General features: G+C 43.3%; 17 protein-coding genes. 11 read left to right on the top strand and 6 right to left on the bottom strand.

Going from position 1 to position 17,047, the window contains the following annotated elements; translation table 11 throughout:
* Positions 1-12 precede the first annotated feature (12 nt).
* Positions 13-753, bottom strand: coding sequence for a winged helix-turn-helix domain-containing protein (locus N39L_RS18060; protein WP_006618387.1), 741 nt, complete (start codon positions 751-753; stop codon positions 13-15).
* An 80-nt stretch (positions 754-833) separates the two neighbouring features.
* A complete protein-coding gene (locus N39L_RS18055; RefSeq protein WP_014275935.1) occupies positions 834-995 on the bottom strand; it encodes a hypothetical protein in 162 nt (53 codons plus the stop codon).
* Between the two features lie 185 nt (positions 996-1,180).
* Here N39L_RS18055 and N39L_RS18050 point away from each other — a divergent pair, with 185 nt between their 5' ends.
* Both N39L_RS18050 and N39L_RS18045 read left to right on the top strand, forming a co-directional pair.
* Entirely contained in the window at positions 1,181-1,933 is a 753-nt protein-coding gene (locus tag N39L_RS18050; RefSeq protein WP_014275934.1) for a creatininase family protein, read from the top strand.
* A 188-nt stretch (positions 1,934-2,121) separates the two neighbouring features.
* Entirely contained in the window at positions 2,122-5,265 is a 3,144-nt protein-coding gene (locus N39L_RS18045) for a GAF domain-containing protein (protein ID WP_043468373.1), read from the top strand.
* Here N39L_RS18045 and N39L_RS18040 read toward each other — a convergent pair.
* The 3 genes from N39L_RS18040 to psbN form a co-directional block, all read right to left on the bottom strand.
* Positions 5,262-6,170, bottom strand: a complete 909-nt coding sequence (locus N39L_RS18040; protein ID WP_006618390.1) for an MBL fold metallo-hydrolase — start codon at positions 6,168-6,170, stop codon at positions 5,262-5,264. The genes N39L_RS18045 and N39L_RS18040 overlap by 4 nt on opposite strands.
* A gap of 3 nt (positions 6,171-6,173) precedes the next feature.
* A complete protein-coding gene (gene aroC / locus N39L_RS18035; RefSeq protein WP_014275932.1) occupies positions 6,174-7,274 on the bottom strand; it encodes a chorismate synthase in 1,101 nt (366 codons plus the stop codon).
* A 102-nt stretch (positions 7,275-7,376) separates the two neighbouring features.
* Entirely contained in the window at positions 7,377-7,508 is a 132-nt protein-coding gene (gene psbN, locus N39L_RS18030; RefSeq protein ID WP_006618392.1) for a photosystem II reaction center protein PsbN, read from the bottom strand.
* A gap of 85 nt (positions 7,509-7,593) precedes the next feature.
* On the opposite strand from psbN, the gene psbH reads away from it, so the two are divergent.
* The 5 genes from psbH to N39L_RS18005 all read left to right on the top strand — a co-directional run bounded on the left by psbH (position 7,594) and on the right by N39L_RS18005 (position 10,506).
* Complete coding sequence (gene psbH / locus N39L_RS18025; RefSeq protein WP_006618393.1) at positions 7,594-7,797, top strand: photosystem II reaction center phosphoprotein PsbH; 204 nt, start codon at positions 7,594-7,596, stop codon at positions 7,795-7,797.
* A 201-nt stretch (positions 7,798-7,998) separates the two neighbouring features.
* The gene (locus N39L_RS18020) at positions 7,999-8,226 is read left to right on the top strand and encodes a TatA/E family twin arginine-targeting protein translocase (RefSeq protein ID WP_006618394.1); all 228 of its coding nucleotides are present in this window, start codon (positions 7,999-8,001) and stop codon (positions 8,224-8,226) included.
* A gap of 20 nt (positions 8,227-8,246) precedes the next feature.
* On the top strand, positions 8,247-8,852 hold the full coding sequence (gene pth, locus N39L_RS18015) for an aminoacyl-tRNA hydrolase (protein ID WP_006618395.1): 606 nt from the start codon (positions 8,247-8,249) through the stop codon (positions 8,850-8,852).
* Positions 8,853-9,047: 195 nt separating this feature from the next.
* Positions 9,048-10,175 (top strand): RNA-guided endonuclease InsQ/TnpB family protein, encoded by a 1,128-nt coding sequence (locus N39L_RS18010; RefSeq protein ID WP_014275931.1) that lies wholly within the window; start codon positions 9,048-9,050, stop codon positions 10,173-10,175.
* Between the two features lie 58 nt (positions 10,176-10,233).
* On the top strand, positions 10,234-10,506 hold the full coding sequence (locus tag N39L_RS18005) for a DUF3146 family protein (RefSeq protein WP_006618397.1): 273 nt from the start codon (positions 10,234-10,236) through the stop codon (positions 10,504-10,506).
* Positions 10,507-10,534: 28 nt separating this feature from the next.
* On the opposite strand, the gene N39L_RS18000 is transcribed toward N39L_RS18005, so the two are convergent.
* Positions 10,535-11,755, bottom strand: coding sequence for a CapA family protein (locus N39L_RS18000; protein ID WP_043468368.1), 1,221 nt, complete (start codon positions 11,753-11,755; stop codon positions 10,535-10,537).
* 276 nt (positions 11,756-12,031) lie between these two features.
* On the opposite strand from N39L_RS18000, the gene N39L_RS17995 reads away from it, so the two are divergent.
* The 4 genes from N39L_RS17995 to recQ all read left to right on the top strand — a co-directional run bounded on the left by N39L_RS17995 (position 12,032) and on the right by recQ (position 16,638).
* Positions 12,032-12,691 (top strand): lysozyme inhibitor LprI family protein, encoded by a 660-nt coding sequence (locus N39L_RS17995; RefSeq protein ID WP_014275929.1) that lies wholly within the window; start codon positions 12,032-12,034, stop codon positions 12,689-12,691.
* A 119-nt stretch (positions 12,692-12,810) separates the two neighbouring features.
* On the top strand, positions 12,811-13,452 hold the full coding sequence (gene ccmP / locus N39L_RS17990) for a beta-carboxysome protein CcmP (RefSeq protein WP_006618400.1): 642 nt from the start codon (positions 12,811-12,813) through the stop codon (positions 13,450-13,452).
* Between the two features lie 16 nt (positions 13,453-13,468).
* Complete coding sequence (locus N39L_RS17985; protein ID WP_014275927.1) at positions 13,469-14,263, top strand: pentapeptide repeat-containing protein; 795 nt, start codon at positions 13,469-13,471, stop codon at positions 14,261-14,263.
* A 155-nt stretch (positions 14,264-14,418) separates the two neighbouring features.
* Complete coding sequence (gene recQ / locus N39L_RS17980) at positions 14,419-16,638, top strand: DNA helicase RecQ (RefSeq protein WP_014275926.1); 2,220 nt, start codon at positions 14,419-14,421, stop codon at positions 16,636-16,638.
* Positions 16,639-17,047 lie beyond the last annotated feature (409 nt).

Here is a 17,047-nt window from a genome sequence, read left to right as displayed (position 1 = left end):
CCTTTGATAATTTTACCCAAACCGATACCCAAATCCTCTGACTGTAATGATATATTCTGGTTTACTCGGTTCAACTTCTAACTTTTCTCGTAACCAGCGAATATGAACATCCACAGTTTTACTATCCCCTACAAAATCTGTACCCCAAATTACATCTAAAAGTTGTTCACGAGACCAAACCCGACGGGGATAACTCAAAAATAATTCTAGCAAACGAAACTGTTTGGGTGAGAGTTGAACTTCCTCACCCCGAATTATCACCCGACATTCTTCTTGATATAGGATGATATCTTTATATTGAAGCATCACAGGTCCTGGAAATTTCCCTATTCTTTGGCGACGGATTAACGCACGACACCGAGCTATAAACTCACGGATACTGAAGGGTTTGGTCAGGTAATCATCCGCCCCGGCTTCTAAATAAAATGCACAATTGTTGGCGTTTTCTTTGTTACCAATAATTAAAATTGGCACAGATTGACCATGATGCCGTAACATACGACACAGATCTAAACCATTGGTTGCATCCAAAATGAGAAGGTTAAAGGGAAACTCTGCGGTAATTGCTCCCGTATTGGAAATCGAAGGCAGGGCATCCCGGCTGTCTTGGGCAATCACGATTTTATAGCCTTGTTCTTCCAGAGCAATGGATAATATATCCCGCCACGGCTCCTCATTTTCCAGCAACAAGATATGTCCAGTATCTATGACATCTGAGCGGTAAGACTTCTTACTCAAATCTGGGGAAAACATAAGTATTTATTCCTGGATGGATGATGGTGTTTGTCAAAACTTAGAGAATTCAACCCCAAGTGGGTTAGTTATGAGGAAAATTAATCTATCACCATCCATCCGACAAAGGTATGTTCTCCATTATTTATGAGTTCGAGGAGTTGTGAGTGTCTGACAATGACAAACATTTGATCGGGATTGACCCGACCCGCAAGCACCTCAGTTGTCTCTGACTCTGGCTTAATGGCCAGGTTGTTCAACATTAGTTTCCACCCCCAATCTGCCCGGTGTTGTTAAATGTTCGTGGATCATTAGTGGAGCTACCTTCCATCGTATTTGAGATGGGTTAACTTTAGGTAAAGGAAAAGTAATGTTTTGGTTAAGCTATGGGATTAGATTAAAATATTGTTGTGAATGTCTAATAAGTTGATAAAAATATACAAATATAATGTTGTTACACCTAAGCACATGGCCGGAAGTGGAGGCTTACCTCCAGAAGTCTACAGGGATTATCCTACCGATTGGATCAACGGAACAACACGGACCGACGGGGTTAATTGGCACTGATGCCATTTGTGCGGAAGCGATCGCTAAGGGAGTAGGAGAGGCTACCCAAGCCTTAGTGGGTCCTACCTTAAATGTGGGTATGGCGCTCCACCATACTGCTTTTCCAGGATCCATCAGTTTACAACCTAGTACCTTGATTAGGGTAATCAAGGATTATATCACATTCTTGGCTAAAAGTGGGTTTACGACATTTTTCTTTATTAACGGTCATGGGGGTAATATTGCGACTCTCAAAGCTGCCTTTTCCGAAACCTATGCCCACCTAGCTGATCTTAACTTAGCAAATAGCGATCGCATTCGTTGCCGGGTTGGTAACTGGTTTATGTGTCCATCAGTCTATAGACTAGCTAAAGAACTTTATGGGGATAGTGAAGGTTCCCACGCTACCCCCAGCGAGGTAGCAGTTACCCAGTACCTCTACCCAGAGTCCATTAAAAAAGCACCCCTCAACCCTAATGTTGCTAAAGGTCATCCTATCTATGGTGCGGCTAACTTTCGCCATAACTATCCCGACGGTCGCATGGGTTCAGACCCTAGTCTAGCTACCCCGGAGCATGGTCAGAAACTCTATGAGTTAGCGGTAAAGGAACTTAGCCAGTCTTATCTGGAATTTCTCAATCAAAGTGTTTTTTGATATTAGCTGCTCGGAAAATTAGTAGTTTAAAGATGATCTATCAAGGCTGGGGGTTCATCAACGCTACAATATTCAAGGTACATATTAGGTACATATTAGGTACAGATTAGGTACAGATTAAAGGTAGTATCGGCATACTCTCAAGTTTTGTCATCTAGTTTGATCCGTTGGTTTCGGAGAAGAGAACAGTGCCACAGTTATTAGATCATTTTTTGGCATCCAATTTCTATATACCCCACGGTCATTGTTATCTGTGGCAACCTTCCTTGGTTGCACTTCATGTCATTAGTAACGGGTTAATTGTGTTCGCCTATTTTTCAATTCCGGCGATGCTAATTTACTTCTTCCGTCAACGCCAAGACCTGCCATTTTTAAATATTTTTAAGCTATTTGGTGCTTTTATTATTCTCTGTGGTATTGGTCATGGTTTCGATATTTGGACTCTGTGGTTTCCTAATTATTGGTTGTCGGGATTTGAAGGAGCAATCACGGCGGCAATTTCCGTATATACAGCCATAGTATTACTGGAGATATTACCCTATTTTTTGTCATTAAAAACCCCCGAAAAATTAGAAGCAGTTAATCAGGAACTGCACAAGCAAATTCAAGAACGGCAAAAAACCGAAGAAATTTTGCGGGCAATTGTCATGGGGACGGCATCAGTAACTGGGGCGGATTTTTTCCCGGCTTTAGTGCAGAACCTGGCTAGATGTTTAGATATTCCCTATGTATTTGTTACCGAAGTTGTCAGCGATGAGCAACCGCTAAAATTACGAACTCTGGCTTTTTGGTCTCAAGATGATTTCGCCGATAATCATGAATATGAATTAGAATATAGCCCTTGTGCGGTAGTTTTAGAGACTCAAAAAGTTTGTTTATATGCAGACAATTTACAACAAATTTTTCCAGAAAATCAATATTTTAAACAACTGAATGTTCACAGTTATTTGGGCATTCCATTGATGGCTCAAAATCAGAAAGCGATCGGGATTTTATCTATCTTAGATGTGAAGCCTTTAGTCCAAGATGAACTAGCGCAAGCTGTCCTCAATATTTTCGCATCCAGGGCAGCTACAGAACTACAAAGAAAATGGGCAGAAGAAGCTAAAAATCAAGCCTATGAAGACCTAGAAATAAGGGTTGAGGAACGAACATCAGCCCTCAAAAATATTAATATTGCCCTGGAAAATCAAATTCAAGAGCGCATGGCTACAGAAATAGCTATGCAACTTATGGCAGACCAGGAGAGAGCCATTAATCGGGTGATTTCACAAATGCGACAAAGTTTGAATTTGGAGGTAATTTTTCAGGCAACTGTTAATGAGTTGCGGACGGCAATTGAAGTAGATCGTGCCCTAATTTATCGGTTTAATGCTGACTGGAGTGGGGTGATAATCAAAGAGTCTGTGAGTCCGGGATGGCAGAAAATTCTGAGCGAAAATCAGGGAGAAGAAGCGACTACACAGAATACAGTAGATGAAGATCATTGTATTGTCAAAAAACTAGGCTCTTCTCACGAATTAATTGAGGATACTTACTTAAAAGAAACTCAGGGAGGGTTTTACTCACGAGAGAAAAGTTGTTGTTGTGTTCAAGATATTTACAATTCGGGTTTTTCGGATTGCTACCTGAAATTTTTAGAACAATTTCAAATCCGAGCATATATCATTAGTCCAATTTTTCAAGGATATCAACTTTGGGGATTATTATGTGTGTATCAAAATGATGGTCCGCGAGAGTGGAAAACGGCAGAATCTAAGGTGGTTACTCAAATTGCTAATCAGCTAGGAGTGGCTGTGAAACAGGCGGAATTGTTCGCACAAACTCAGAAACAGGCGGCGGAGTTAAAACGGGTTGCTGATGCTGCTAATGTTGCTAACCGGGCTAAAAGTGAGTTTTTGGCTAATATGAGTCATGAACTTCGCACTCCTCTTAATGCTATTTTAGGCTTTACTCAATTGCTACAACGCGATCGCACTTTAGCAGCCAAACATCAAGAATATATTAAAATTGTTAATCAAAGTGGGCAACATTTACTAGGGTTAATTAATGATGTCTTGGAGATGTCAAAAATCGAGGCGGGACGGATTACTTGTAACCCGACTGAGTTTGCAATTAAACGCTGTTTACAAGCTATTCAAGTCATGTTGCAACTCAAGGCTGAGTCGAAGGGATTAACTCTCAATTTCCAGGTAGAAGAGTCGGTGCCGAAATTCGTGAGAACTGATGAAAGTAAATTGCGCCAAGTATTGGTGAATTTAATTAGTAATGCTATTAAGTTTACCCGGGAAGGGGAAGTGACTTTAAAGGTGTCGGTTGGTCAAGTTGATGAAGACCTAGGGTTATTTGAGGATAATGGGGTGAGTAATACCTACTTGAGGTTTGAGATTATAGATAGTGGATGCGGTATTGCAACGGAAGAAATTAATGACTTATTCCAAGCATTTAAGCAAACCCAATCGGGTCGAGAATCGCAACAGGGGACGGGTCTGGGATTAGTGATATCTCAAAGATTTGTGAATTTAATGGGGGGTGAAATTCAGGTAAGTAGTGAACTGGGTCATGGTAGTTGTTTTAGTTTCCAAATTCCCGTGGGTGTGGCAGACCAGATGGTTAATGAATCTGAGAATGCATTAAATCAGGCTTGTCGGTTAGCACCGGGACAGCAAGACTATCGAATTTTGGTGGTGGAAGATAACCCAGTTAATCGGTTATTACTCACTACATTATTGCAGGATGTGGGTTTTGAGGTTCGGGAAGCTGAAAATGGACAGGAAGCGATCGCACTTTGGCAACAGTGGCATCCCCACTTAATTTTTATGGATATGCATATGCCAGTGATAGATGGGTTTGAAGCCACCCAATATATTAAACAGTCTGAAGTTGATGCTATTCCGGTAGTTGTTGCCATTACAGCCAGTGCCTTTACTGAACAAAGACAAAACTGTATTGATGCCGGGTGTGATGACTTTATTAGTAAGCCATTTCGGCGGGAACAAGTTTTAGAAACCCTGACTAAATATTTGGGGGTCAAATACCAAGTTGATGAACCAAATGCGATCGCCTCTGCCGCCGTAGCCACTTCCGAACCTCAAAACCATGACCATGTAGCCATAAATACCGAGACCTTGGCGATGATGCCAGCAGAATGGTTAGAGCAAATCCACTATGCTGCTCAATTAGGAAATGATATGATGATCTTATCTTTGATCAAACAAATTCCCCCAGAGCATTCAGATTTAGCCAAGACTTTAACCAGTATTGTGGAAAACTTCCAATTTGAGCGATTGTTGGAAATGTTGAATTCCGATACTATGGGGAGCGATCGCTAACTATGCACCGGCAAAATCAACCTTTCACGAGCCATAATTGCCTTGGGAAAAACCGCCTGGACTTCATGGCTAATTTGGTCAAGGAAATCATCTGAGTGGCTAGGGTCATGATGAAAAATCACCACCCGTTTCACATCCGCCGCCTCCGCAATTTTCACTGCTTCTTGCCAGGTTGAATGTCCCCAACCCACCTTGGGAGACTTAGGATTATGATATTCCTCATCAGTATACATAGCATCATAAATAAGGATATCAGCCCCCTGAGCCAATTCTACCACATTCTCATCCAAGCCATCAGGCAGATGCTCTGTATCGGAACAGTAGACCACAGTTCGTCCTTGCCAAGTGACACGATACCCCATAGCAGTATTGGGGTGATTCAGTTGTCCGGTTTCAATCTTGATATCATCAAGCATCATAGTGTCCCCCGGTTTCAATTCATAAAACCTCAGATCTGCTTGTAATCCACTCAGGGGAATGGGGGAGTTAGGATGAAGTACGCGATCGATGAAATGCTTTTTCATCGATTCTCCATCTGGGGGGATAGTGCCATAGATATGAAAGCAGTTCCCCGGGGTAAAAGCCGGGGTAAACAGGGGGAAACCCTGGATATGATCCCAGTGGTAATGGGTAAAAAACATATAGGCTTCCATAGGCATTTGTGGTATTAGGGAATCACCCAGGGAGCGTAACCCAGTACCACCGTCAAAAATCAGCCTTTTTCCGGCAATACGCATTTCCAAACAAGAGGTATTACCACCATAGCGGATGGTATCTTTTCCTGGGGTGGGGATACTGCCGCGAACTCCCCAAAACTCCACCACAAAATCATCGGGATTTTGATCACAGGAGTCTGGGTTATCTCGACCAGTTGCCAACACAGAAGATGGGGTGATGGTTTCCATGTTTTAATCTTCAGGATTTAAAGTTCTACACTGACCGTGATCGCGCAATAGATGGTCACAGAGTACCAAGGCAACCATTGCTTCTACCATAGGAACTGCTCTGGGCAAAACACAAGGATCATGTCGTCCTTTTGCTGCCAGAGTGGTTTCCTCGCCCTCACGGGTGACAGTTTTCTGTTCTTTACGAATTGTAGCAGTTGGCTTGAAGGCAACTCGCAAAATTATGGGTTCTCCGTTAGAAATTCCCCCCTGGACACCGCCGGAACGATTGCTCAGGGTGCGGACGGCTCCAGTGTCATCAATATAAAATTCATCATTATGTTGACTACCTGTGAGCATAGTGCCAGCGAAACCAGAGCCGATTTCAAAACCCTTACTAGCGGGTAGGGACATGACGGCTTTGGCTAGGTCTGCTTCTAGTTTATCGAATACTGGCGAACCTAGTCCAGTAGGAGCGTTACGAACTACGCATTCGACTACGCCGCCAATGGAGTCCCCCTGGTCTCTAATGTCTTCAATTAGTTGAATCATCTGTTTGGCGCTGTCGGGGTTAGGACAGCGGACTATATTGCTTTCGACTTGTTCAAGGGTAACGGTTGCCGGATCGATCGCTGCTTCTAGGTCTTTGATGCGTTTGACATAACCGATGATTTCCACGTTGGCGACCTGTTTAAGGATTTTTTTGGCTATAGCACCTGCTGCTACCCTACCAATAGTTTCACGAGCGGAAGACCTACCGCCACCTTGCCAATTGCGAATCCCATATTTAGCATCATAGGTAGCATCGGCATGGGAGGGGCGATATTTTTTCGCCATTTCATCATAATCTTGGGGGCGGGTGTCTTTATTTTTGACTATGATCATGATCGGGGTTCCTAGGGTGTGCCCTTCAAATACCCCACTGAGGATTTCGCAGGTGTCGCTTTCTTTGCGAGGGGTGGTAATTTTGCTTTGTCCGGGTCGGCGACGATCTAATTCCTGTTGGATTTCTGAGATGTCTAGGGGGAGGCGGGGAGGACAGCCATCGATGATGACTCCAACCCCCCCACCGTGGGATTCACCGAAGGTGGTGATCCTAAATAAATGCCCAAATGTGTTGCCCATGCTGGTCTTGTCTAAAAGGTTGTAGAGTCTCGATCCTATCAGATCTTGCACTATCAACGGACCGGGCTACAGTCGGTTATGCTTGAAATACTGCTGCTGCCATTAGTCTTCGTGATCCTCAAAGGGGTCACTGAGTTCTTCCGAGGGAGGACCGAAGGCGGTATAAATGGCATAGGCAGCGATCGCTACCACGGTGGCAGCGAGGGAAATGTTAAGAGCTATTGCAGGTTCCATGATATTTGATTCAATTATGAGCCTTGTTCTTATATAATATTACGAAACATTAAAATTTGCTGTTCAACCCATTTAAAGGTGACTTATGGCACAAAGGACTTGGTTAGGCGATCGACTCAGACCCCTCAACTCAGAATATGGTAAGGTTGCCCCCGGTTGGGGTACTACTCCCCTGATGGGAGTTTTTATGGGGTTATTCTTCGTGTTTCTGTTGATTATCCTACAGATCTATAACTCCTCACTGATTCTCGAAAATGTCAGCGTGGACTGGGCTAACCTAACTCGCTAAGTTGAGGGTCCGGGAGAGGCGCAAATCTACTAACTGGCTAAATTGGCGATCGCTATGGATTTCTGGTCAGGTTTGTTTAATGGCTATGTGCGGCTCTCCCTGGGAATCATATTGAACTAGCGATCGCCATATTTTTAGCCCCAAGTTCCCTGTTAACAGGGACTATACCCTAGGCGACTTCCCAACTACTGGAGACATTAAATGAATATTTTTGGCATGGGTTTACCAGAGATGGCTGTCATCCTGGTATTAGCACTTTTGATTTTTGGTCCGAAAAAATTACCCGAAATGGGTCGCAGTTTAGGAGAGGCGATCCGCAAGTTTCAAGAAGCCTCCCAGGAATTTAAGACCGAGTTTAATCGGGAAGCAGAACAGATCCAAGCTGCTACTCGCCCCCAAAATACTAACTCCGAAAGTGATAATTCTTAGCAGCAATTTTGTCCTCTGCAATGGCTTTAATACCACAACTAATTGTAGGTTTAGGTAATCCGGGGTCAAAATATGACCGTACCCGCCACAATATTGGCTTTGAAGCCGTCGATTTCTTGGCTGACAAGTGGGGGGCTAACCTATCGGAAAACCGTCGATTTCAGGGGGTATTTGGTGAGGCTAAGATGCGATCGCATAACAAGCTGTACCTCCTGAAACCCTTAACTTACATGAATCGGTCAGGTCAAGCTATTCGGTCTGTGGTGGACTGGTACAAACTCCCCCCGGAATCCGTGTTAGTGATTTATGATGACATGGATTTACCAGTAGGACGGCTGCGCCTGCGGCTGTCCGGTTCCGCTGGGGGACATAATGGCATGAAATCGGCGATCGCTCATTTAGGGACTCAAAATTTCCCTCGCCTCCGCCTAGGAATTGATAAACCCCAACCCCCAGCCAGTAGCAGCGATCGAGAAACCATCTCCCACGTCCTGGGTAAATTTCCCCCTAATGAGCGCCAGACTATGGATAAACTGTTACAACAGGTATTAGAAGCCATAGAATTAGCCCTAGAAGATGGAGTAGAAAAAGCTATGAGCCTCTACAATAGTCGCAGTGTTGACTAATGTCCAGAATCTGAATTTCCGGCATTATCCCAGGAGCAAGAATTTAATCCAAGATTTGCTTTACATCTTAGGACAATAAGGTACAATACCCAAAAAGATTCGCAACTCAATAATGAATATACGGTCAAACCCCAGACCATGCCAAATTTCCCTGACGACATACTCATAAAGTCGGATTCATGGTAAAATCAAATCATGCCTTACAAAGCTTTCCGGACAAAACTAAAACTCAATGACCGTCAAGCTACCTTGATGGCCAAACACGCGGGGTATGCTCGGTTCGTGTTTAATTGGGGATTACACTTATGGATGTCAGCTTATGAAGAGGGACTCAAGCCTAATATCAACTCCATTAAAAAGGTTTTTACGAATTATGTGAAACCTCAATATCCTTGGATGTCTGAATTGTCTTCTAAAGTTTATCAATATGGCTTCATTAATCTAGGGGATGCCTTTAAGCGCTTCTTCAAGGGAATAAGCAGTTATCCTAAATTTAAGAAGAAAGGCTACCATGATAGTTTGACGCTTGACAATTCCGGAAAGCCATTCAATCTGTCAGGAACTCGCCATAAGCTGCCTTTTGTGGGCTGGGTTTCTACATTTGAGGCTCTACCACCCAGTCTAGTTAAGAAAGTCACTATAACGCGCCAAGCAGGTGACTGGTATATGAGCTTTTTTGTAGAAACCACACCAGAAATCACACCGAAATTCCGAGAGAGAATCGGGGTTGACCTAGGAATTAACAATTTGGCGACTTGCTCCGATGGGACCCAATTCTCTAATCCCAAGGCTTATAAAGCAGCGACCAAAAAACTAGCCAGATTACAACGCCATTTAAGTCGCAAAGTCAAAGGCTCAAAAAATCGGGCCAAATGTCTCTTAAAAGTTCAAAAGCTACATCAAAGAGTCCCTAATATTCGCGGTGACACGATTCATAAAATAACTACTTTTTTGGCTAAAAACCACAGCCAAGTAGTCATTGAAGATTTGAATGTGTCTGGAATGCTGAAAAATCATTGTTTGGCGGGTTCTATCGCTGATGCTTCATTTTATCAGTTCCGTCGTCAACTCGGTTACAAGGCAGAACGTTATGGTTCAAAGTTGATTATTGCCGATAGATTTTATCCATCCAGTCAACTGTGTTCTAATTGCGGTTATCGTCAAAAAATGCCCCTAGTCCGTCGGACTTTTGAATGTCAGAACTGTGGCCTGAAGATTGATAGAGATTTGAACGCCAGTATAAATTTAGAAAAATCGCCGGGTTCCGACGATTACACTTGTGGACGGGGTGCTGCCGACAGTCCCGGACGAAGCAAGAAATAAACATCAATATCCGGCTATGTCCGGTTTTGTTTAAGTTTTATAGAGCAGCAGGTTGCTAGTGACTCATGCTAGAGGTCCTTTACCCGAAACCAATGCCCATATCCGCATTACCCGTCAGTCCTGGCAGTCTGGTATTCTCGAAGGAGATGTCAGCGCCGGCGACTATGTATGGCAGTTTCAATGGCGATTTAGACAACGTAAAACCTTAGTAATTCGACCCTCCCAGGGTCGCGCCTTAATCCAAGAACCCCTAGGGCGATTTCTGGAAAAGTGGGACTATAAACTTGAACCAGGCGGCGATTATTCTTTTACCATTCGCGCCAAGTTTTGATAGTCATTTATCCCGTGATTATCCCTGTTTAACGGTTCTGACCCACCAGAGAAGATGTCGGTAGTAACGAAGCAAGATGGCGATTCATTTCCTCCAAATATCTGGCTAGTTGAGAATAATCACGGCTAGTTAGTAGAGGGTCGTCCTGAGTATTTAACAACGATTCTAAAGGCAAAATACGATAATTCAGTTTCCCATGAAGTGAATATCGATGTACCCAAGTGGGTAAAGCTATCACCTCAGCAATTTCTATGGTTTCATCAGGAAAATTCTTGTTAATTCTCACCTTAAAAATAACTCCCACATCCCGATAATTTCCCCGCTGATTAGAAATAAAATTACCCATTGAGTAAATAGCCACAGCTTGGCGGATAGTACCATCTTCCTCAGTGATATCAAAAATTTGATAGGGTTGAACCACATGGGGATGACTCCCTAAAATAATATCCGCACCCGCATTAACCAAACTGGCGACCAGTCGTTTTTGTTCAGCATTCGGCTGGCGTTGATATTCCGTGCCAAAATGCAAGGCTACAGTAACTATATCAACTCCTAATTCTCGCGCTTTCTGAATATCTTGGATGATTTTCGCTTCATCAATTAAGTTAACTAAATAATCCTTTCCCCTAGGGATAGGAATGCCATTAGTGCCGTAGGTATAAGCTAAAAACGCCATTGATATATCATTTTTTTCCATCACAGTAATAGTATCTGCTTCCTCCAGGGAGGCGGCTGTACCGACGGGAACCAAACCTCTACTTCTGACATTTTCCAGAGTTTTTAATAAACCAGCTTCCCGACGGTCTAGGGAGTGATTGTTAGCTGTGGTTAAAATATTAAATCCGGCATTTTTCAGGGCATCTGCGAGGGTATCCGGTGCATTAAATAAGGGATAACCTGTATATCCGGTTGCTGAACCTGCTAGGGTAGTTTCTAAGTTCCCAATTACCCAATCTCCGGTTTGGAGAATGTCGCTAACTTCCGTAAAAAAAGGGTCATAATTATAAGTATTTGTGCTGGGATTATAACCGGACCTAATTTGTGGTCCGTGCATCATAATATCGCCAACGGCAATTAATAAAGCTGACTGGGTATAGGGTTTGGGGGGTTTGGTTAAAGCGGTTAGTTTCTCTGGGTCTATGGGTTCAACCCTAGCGCTGGGTAGGATATCGCAGCCGATAACCAAGAGAAACAAACTACCAGAAATCAGGGTGAGCAATTTTTGAGGCAAAACTTTACATATATTCATATCGTGGAGATGGATGGAGTAAGTAGAAAGCACGTTGACAGCTAAGATAGCATATCAACTATGATCCGGTGAGGGGCATTGATTATAGATAATTCCTACCACCGATGTGGCAGTTTCAGAAGTTGTTATGACTACAGAGAGAATTTCAGCGCCAAGAAGGGGGAAAGGTCAGGAAAAACGCCACCAGTTAAGAAGGTGGCACTTTTGAAGCTGATATCTGTAGTCAGAAAGGATAGTTTACATACAAGTTCACCAATTCACTAGCACCTACCTACTATGCTTGACAAAATTGCTACCGCTATCTTTGCTGCTTTCCTGGCTTTCCCTGGCGCTACTAACTCAGAAGTTGCGGAAACTCATGTAGCGCAAGGGATACAGTGTAACCGTAATGGTTCAATGGCTGAAATGAAAAAATGTGCTGATGATGACTATCGAGCAGCCGATCGCAAACTGAATGAAGTTTACCAACAACTGACCCCAAAAGTGCAAGGGGAGGAAAGACAGCGCCTGATTGCAGCACAACGGGCTTGGATTCAATTCCGCGACACGAATTGTAGATTTGAATCTGCGGAAGCGTTGGGGGGGACTTTAGAGGGTCTGCTGTTCACCAACTGTCTCACTAAGATGACCACGAATCGCACGGCTGAATTACAGGGATATATAGCACAACGAGCCAGCAATGATCAACTCCAAGTGGGACAAGTGACTAATATGGTTCAGGGGGACATTATGTGCTATGTGACCCTTAAAGATCAGATGAACCGGGAACACCACTTAGGGGCAACTTTCGATATTTGTGCTAAGGCTAATCAATTCATCAATCGTCAGGTTTCCCTAAAATATTCACTGCAAAATGTTAACGACTGCGAAAGCATTGAACCCTGTGGAAAAACCCGCCAGGAATTACTGATTAGCAACATGGATATTCTCAGGTAGGTGGTTGTGAGCCTAACTTTTGTGTGACGCGAAGGGGTACAATGGTTAGGCTTGACATCTTCACATCAGGGGGTTTTCCTATTCTTGATGTGGGGAGGAACTCGGAAAGAGGTTTGACTTTGGGTGTAGAACTGCGAAGTTATGTTTATCTGGACAATTTACAGCCCCAACACGCTGCCTATATTGGGACGGTATCGTTGGGGTTTTTGCCGTTACCTGGGGATGCGTCGCTGTGGATTGAAATTTCACCGGGAATTGAGATTAACCGCATTACTGATGTGGCTTTGAAGTCTACGGCTGTGCGTCCTGGTGTTCAGTTTGTGGAAAGGTTGTATGGTTTGTTGGAAATTCACTCTAGCCGCCAGGGAGATACGTTAACGGCGGGTAGGGCGATTTTGGATGCTTTGGGGGTACAAGAAAGCGATCGCCTCAAGCCGCGTGTGGTCTCTAGTCAAATTATTCGCAATATTGACCCTCACCAGGCACAATTGATTAATCGGACTCGCCGGGGACAGTTGTTGCTGGCTAAACAAACTTTATATGTTTTAGAGGTGCAACCAGCGGCTTATGCTGCTTTGGCTGCGAATGAAGCGGAAAAGGCGGCTTTAATTAATATTCTACAGGTGCAAGCGGTGGGGAGTTTTGGACGTTTGTATCTGGGTGGAAATGAACAGGATATTTTGGCAGGGTCGGCGGCGGCTTTAAATGCGATCGCTAATGTTTATGGTCGCGATACCTTATTTGTTGAAAGTAAGGAGTAAGGAATAGGGGGTTATTATGGCTAATATTGAACAATTAGCAATCTTGAGGCGGGGTGTGGTGAAATGGGAGTTTTGGCGACGGCAAAATGCGGCGATCGCACCGGATTTACAGGAGGCTAATTTCTCTGGTTTCCACCTGGAAGGGGTTAATTTGGCTGGGGCTAATCTTCATGGCGCTAATTTAAGGGGTGCTAAGTTGAGGTTGGCTAATTTAATGGGGGCTGATTTAGCAGGTGCAAACCTGGAAGGTTGTGATTTGGAAGGGGCGAATTTACAAGGGGCGGTTTTACTGGGGGCTAATTTATGTGATGGGAATTTGACTGATGCGGATTTGGGAAATGCTAATTTAATTGGGGTGGAATTTCGAGAGGCGATCGCCCGTCGGATTAATCTGAATGGCGCAAACCTAAGACGGGGGAATTTTACCAGGGCGAATTTATCGGCGGTGAGTTTAAATCAGGCTAATTTGAGTTACGCTAATTTCCATGAGGCGGTTTTGATAAATGCGATCGGCTATCAAGCGAATTTTCATTATACTAACTTGGTTAACAGCCATTTAAATGGGTCTTATTTATGGGGGATTAAGTTTAATAATTGCCAACTAATGGGGGCTGATTTACGATTCGCTAATCTCAGAAAATCTGCTTGGGAAAATACCGACGCAAGAGGTGCGAATTTGCGAGGTGCTGACCTGAAAGGCTCTATTTTACACTCGGTTGATTTACGGGGTGCGAATTTGCGAGGCGCTAACCTTAACGGCGCTATTTTAAAGAAGGTGAATTTAGATGATGCTATTCTACCTTATAATTAATCATAAATCATAAGAAACCGGGTTTCTCAATAGGAGGCGGGAATTAAGCACCAGCCTATCATCAACTGCAAGTGATCAGAAAATGAGATAAACTAAAGGATTATCCGTAACCCATCTTATAAGTCCACCTTAGCAGTCAACGGAATCAGCAAGTTATGTCAGGTTTTCCGCCGCATCTAGCCCAACCTCAATCCCTGCAACAATGCCTTAAACAGTATTTTGGCTATGATAGCTTTAGACCAGGACAACGGGAGATTATAGAACAAGTGCTGCAAAAGCGCGATGTACTGGCAATTATGCCTACAGGGGGGGGGAAATCCCTGTGCTTTCAACTTCCCGCCCTGCTGAAACCCGGTCTGACAGTGGTGGTTTCACCTTTAATCGCGTTAATGCAAGACCAGGTAGAAGCGCTAAAAAATAATGGTATTGAGGCGACATTTCTGAATAGTACGGTTGATTTGAATCAAGCGCGTCAGCGAGAGTTTGCTATTCTACAAGGTAAAATTAAGCTGCTTTATGTAGCACCAGAAAGGTTACTATCTCCTCAGTTTTTAGGGTTTTTAGATCGCATTGATGCGGAATTGGGAATATCAACTCTGGTAATTGATGAAGCCCATTGTGTCTCGGATTGGGGTCACGATTTTAGACCAGAATATCGACAAATTCAACAGGTGCGATCGCGTTATCCCCACGTCCCGGCGATCGCTCTCACTGCTACGGCTACCGAACGGGTCAGATTTGATATAATTCGACAAATTGTCCTCAAACAACCTTATGTTCATGTGGCGAGTTTCTACCGTTCAAATCTCTACTATCAGGTGATTCCTAAACAACCTAAAAAACGGTTCACTCAACTATTAAAAGCCATTGAATCTATGTCCGGTTCAGGAATTATTTACTGTTCCAGTCGGAAAAGGGTGGAAGAAGTCGCATTACAATTACAACATAATAATATCCCCGCCCTCCCCTATCATGCGGGAATGGCGGATAGCGATCGCCTAGAAAGTCATACCCGTTTTATTCGAGATGATGTGCGAATTATCGTGGCTACTATCGCCTTCGGTATGGGTATAGATAAGCCAGATGTTCGGTTTGTTATACACTACGATTTGCCGAAAAGTTTGGAAAACTATTATCAAGAGTCAGGACGCGCTGGACGGGATGGACAACCGGCTCAATGTCTGCTATTTTTTAGTTATGGGGATATGAAAACTATTGAATATTTGATTGAGCAAAAACCTGATGTTGATGAACAAAGAATTGCGCGCCAACAGTTGCGACAGGTGATTGATTATGCGGAGTCTACTGAGTGTCGCCACCGCATTCAACTTCGCTATTTTGGAGAGGAATTTCCCGGTAATTGTGACGGCTGTGATAATTGTTGCCATGAACGACCTATAGAAGATTGGACGCTGGAAGCGATGAAGTTTCTATCCTGTGTAGCGCGGTGTCGGGAAAGGTTTGGGATGAGTTATATTATTGATGTGTTACGGGGTTCTAAAAATCAAAGGGTTGTGAGTAGGGGACATGATAAACTTTCCACCTATAATATAGGACGAGACCGGACTGTTGATGAGTGGAAAATGTTAGCGCGATCGCTTTTGCATCAAGGACTGTTAGACCAGACTAATGATGGCTATTCTATTTTGAAGTTAAATAACCTCAGTTGGGAGGTGATGAAAAGACAGCGGGAAGTCAAAATTGCGGTGGTACGCGATCGTCAACTTCCACAACAAACTTGGTCTATGGCGGCGGATGTTAAAATGTTATTAGAGCATCTTCGCCAAGTCCGTAAACAAATCGCTGACCAAAATGATATTGCTCCCTATAAGATTTTTTCTGATTCGACTTTGGGGTTAATGGCGCGAGAACGTCCCCAAACTAAAGAAGACCTCTTGAGACTTTCTGGGGTGACTGCTTATAAAGCTCAATCTTATGGTCAGCAGTTCTTAAATGCTATTTATGAATATTGTCTCGAACAAGGTATTCCCCTCAAGCCTACTAAACCGCCATTAACTACTTTATCATCATCATCTGTCTCTAAGTGGTATCATGTCTCCCCTACTGTTATCCAAACTTGGGAGTTATTTAAGCAGGGTTTAAGTGTCCAGGAAATCGCCGACCAGAGAGGATTAAAATCTACTACAATTTATGGTCATTTGGCGGATTTAATTGCTAACAATTATGGCGATATCGATATTGATACTTTGATATCTCCTGAACGAAAACAGGTGATTTTAGAAGCGATCGCTGTTTTGGGAGATGGACCCCTCACACCAATTTATGAATATCTAGGAAAAGCCTACAATTATGGGGAAATTCGATTAGTTCAGGCTTTGTGGCGATCGCAAAATTCCCCCGATATTGAGTTTTAATTCCTCCAGACTAATCACTAAAATAACCAACCATTAATCATTCTACTACCCGACTCCTTTGTGAGATTTTGATAAGTTTTGCTAATTCATACAGCCAGAGGGATTTTATTTTCAAAAGATTGTTAAGAATTAATACATTTTTATTGAAAATCCCTCGCAAAAAGTTGACGAGATTATAGGGGTTGTGGTACACTCAAATAAATCGCACCCAAGGGGTTGCTATGTCGTTATGCAAAAATAGAGGCTGTAACGCTGATTATATCGGACTTCAATTTATTATCCCACCAAAAAATTAAATTCACGATGCACGAGTTTTTGGCTAAAGTCCGATCCATTTTTTGACCTATCTTGACAAAAACGCCACTTTGTGCATATATCCATTATCTGGCTGGGGAAGGTTTTTAAAAAC

It is taken from the genome of Limnospira platensis NIES-39, from assembly GCF_026000695.1.
In the GTDB taxonomy this organism is placed as follows: Bacteria; Cyanobacteriota; Cyanobacteriia; order Cyanobacteriales; family Microcoleaceae; genus Limnospira; species Limnospira platensis.
The sequence above is the reverse complement of the archived record's forward strand: the minus strand, read 5'-3'. Positions and strand labels throughout refer to the sequence as shown.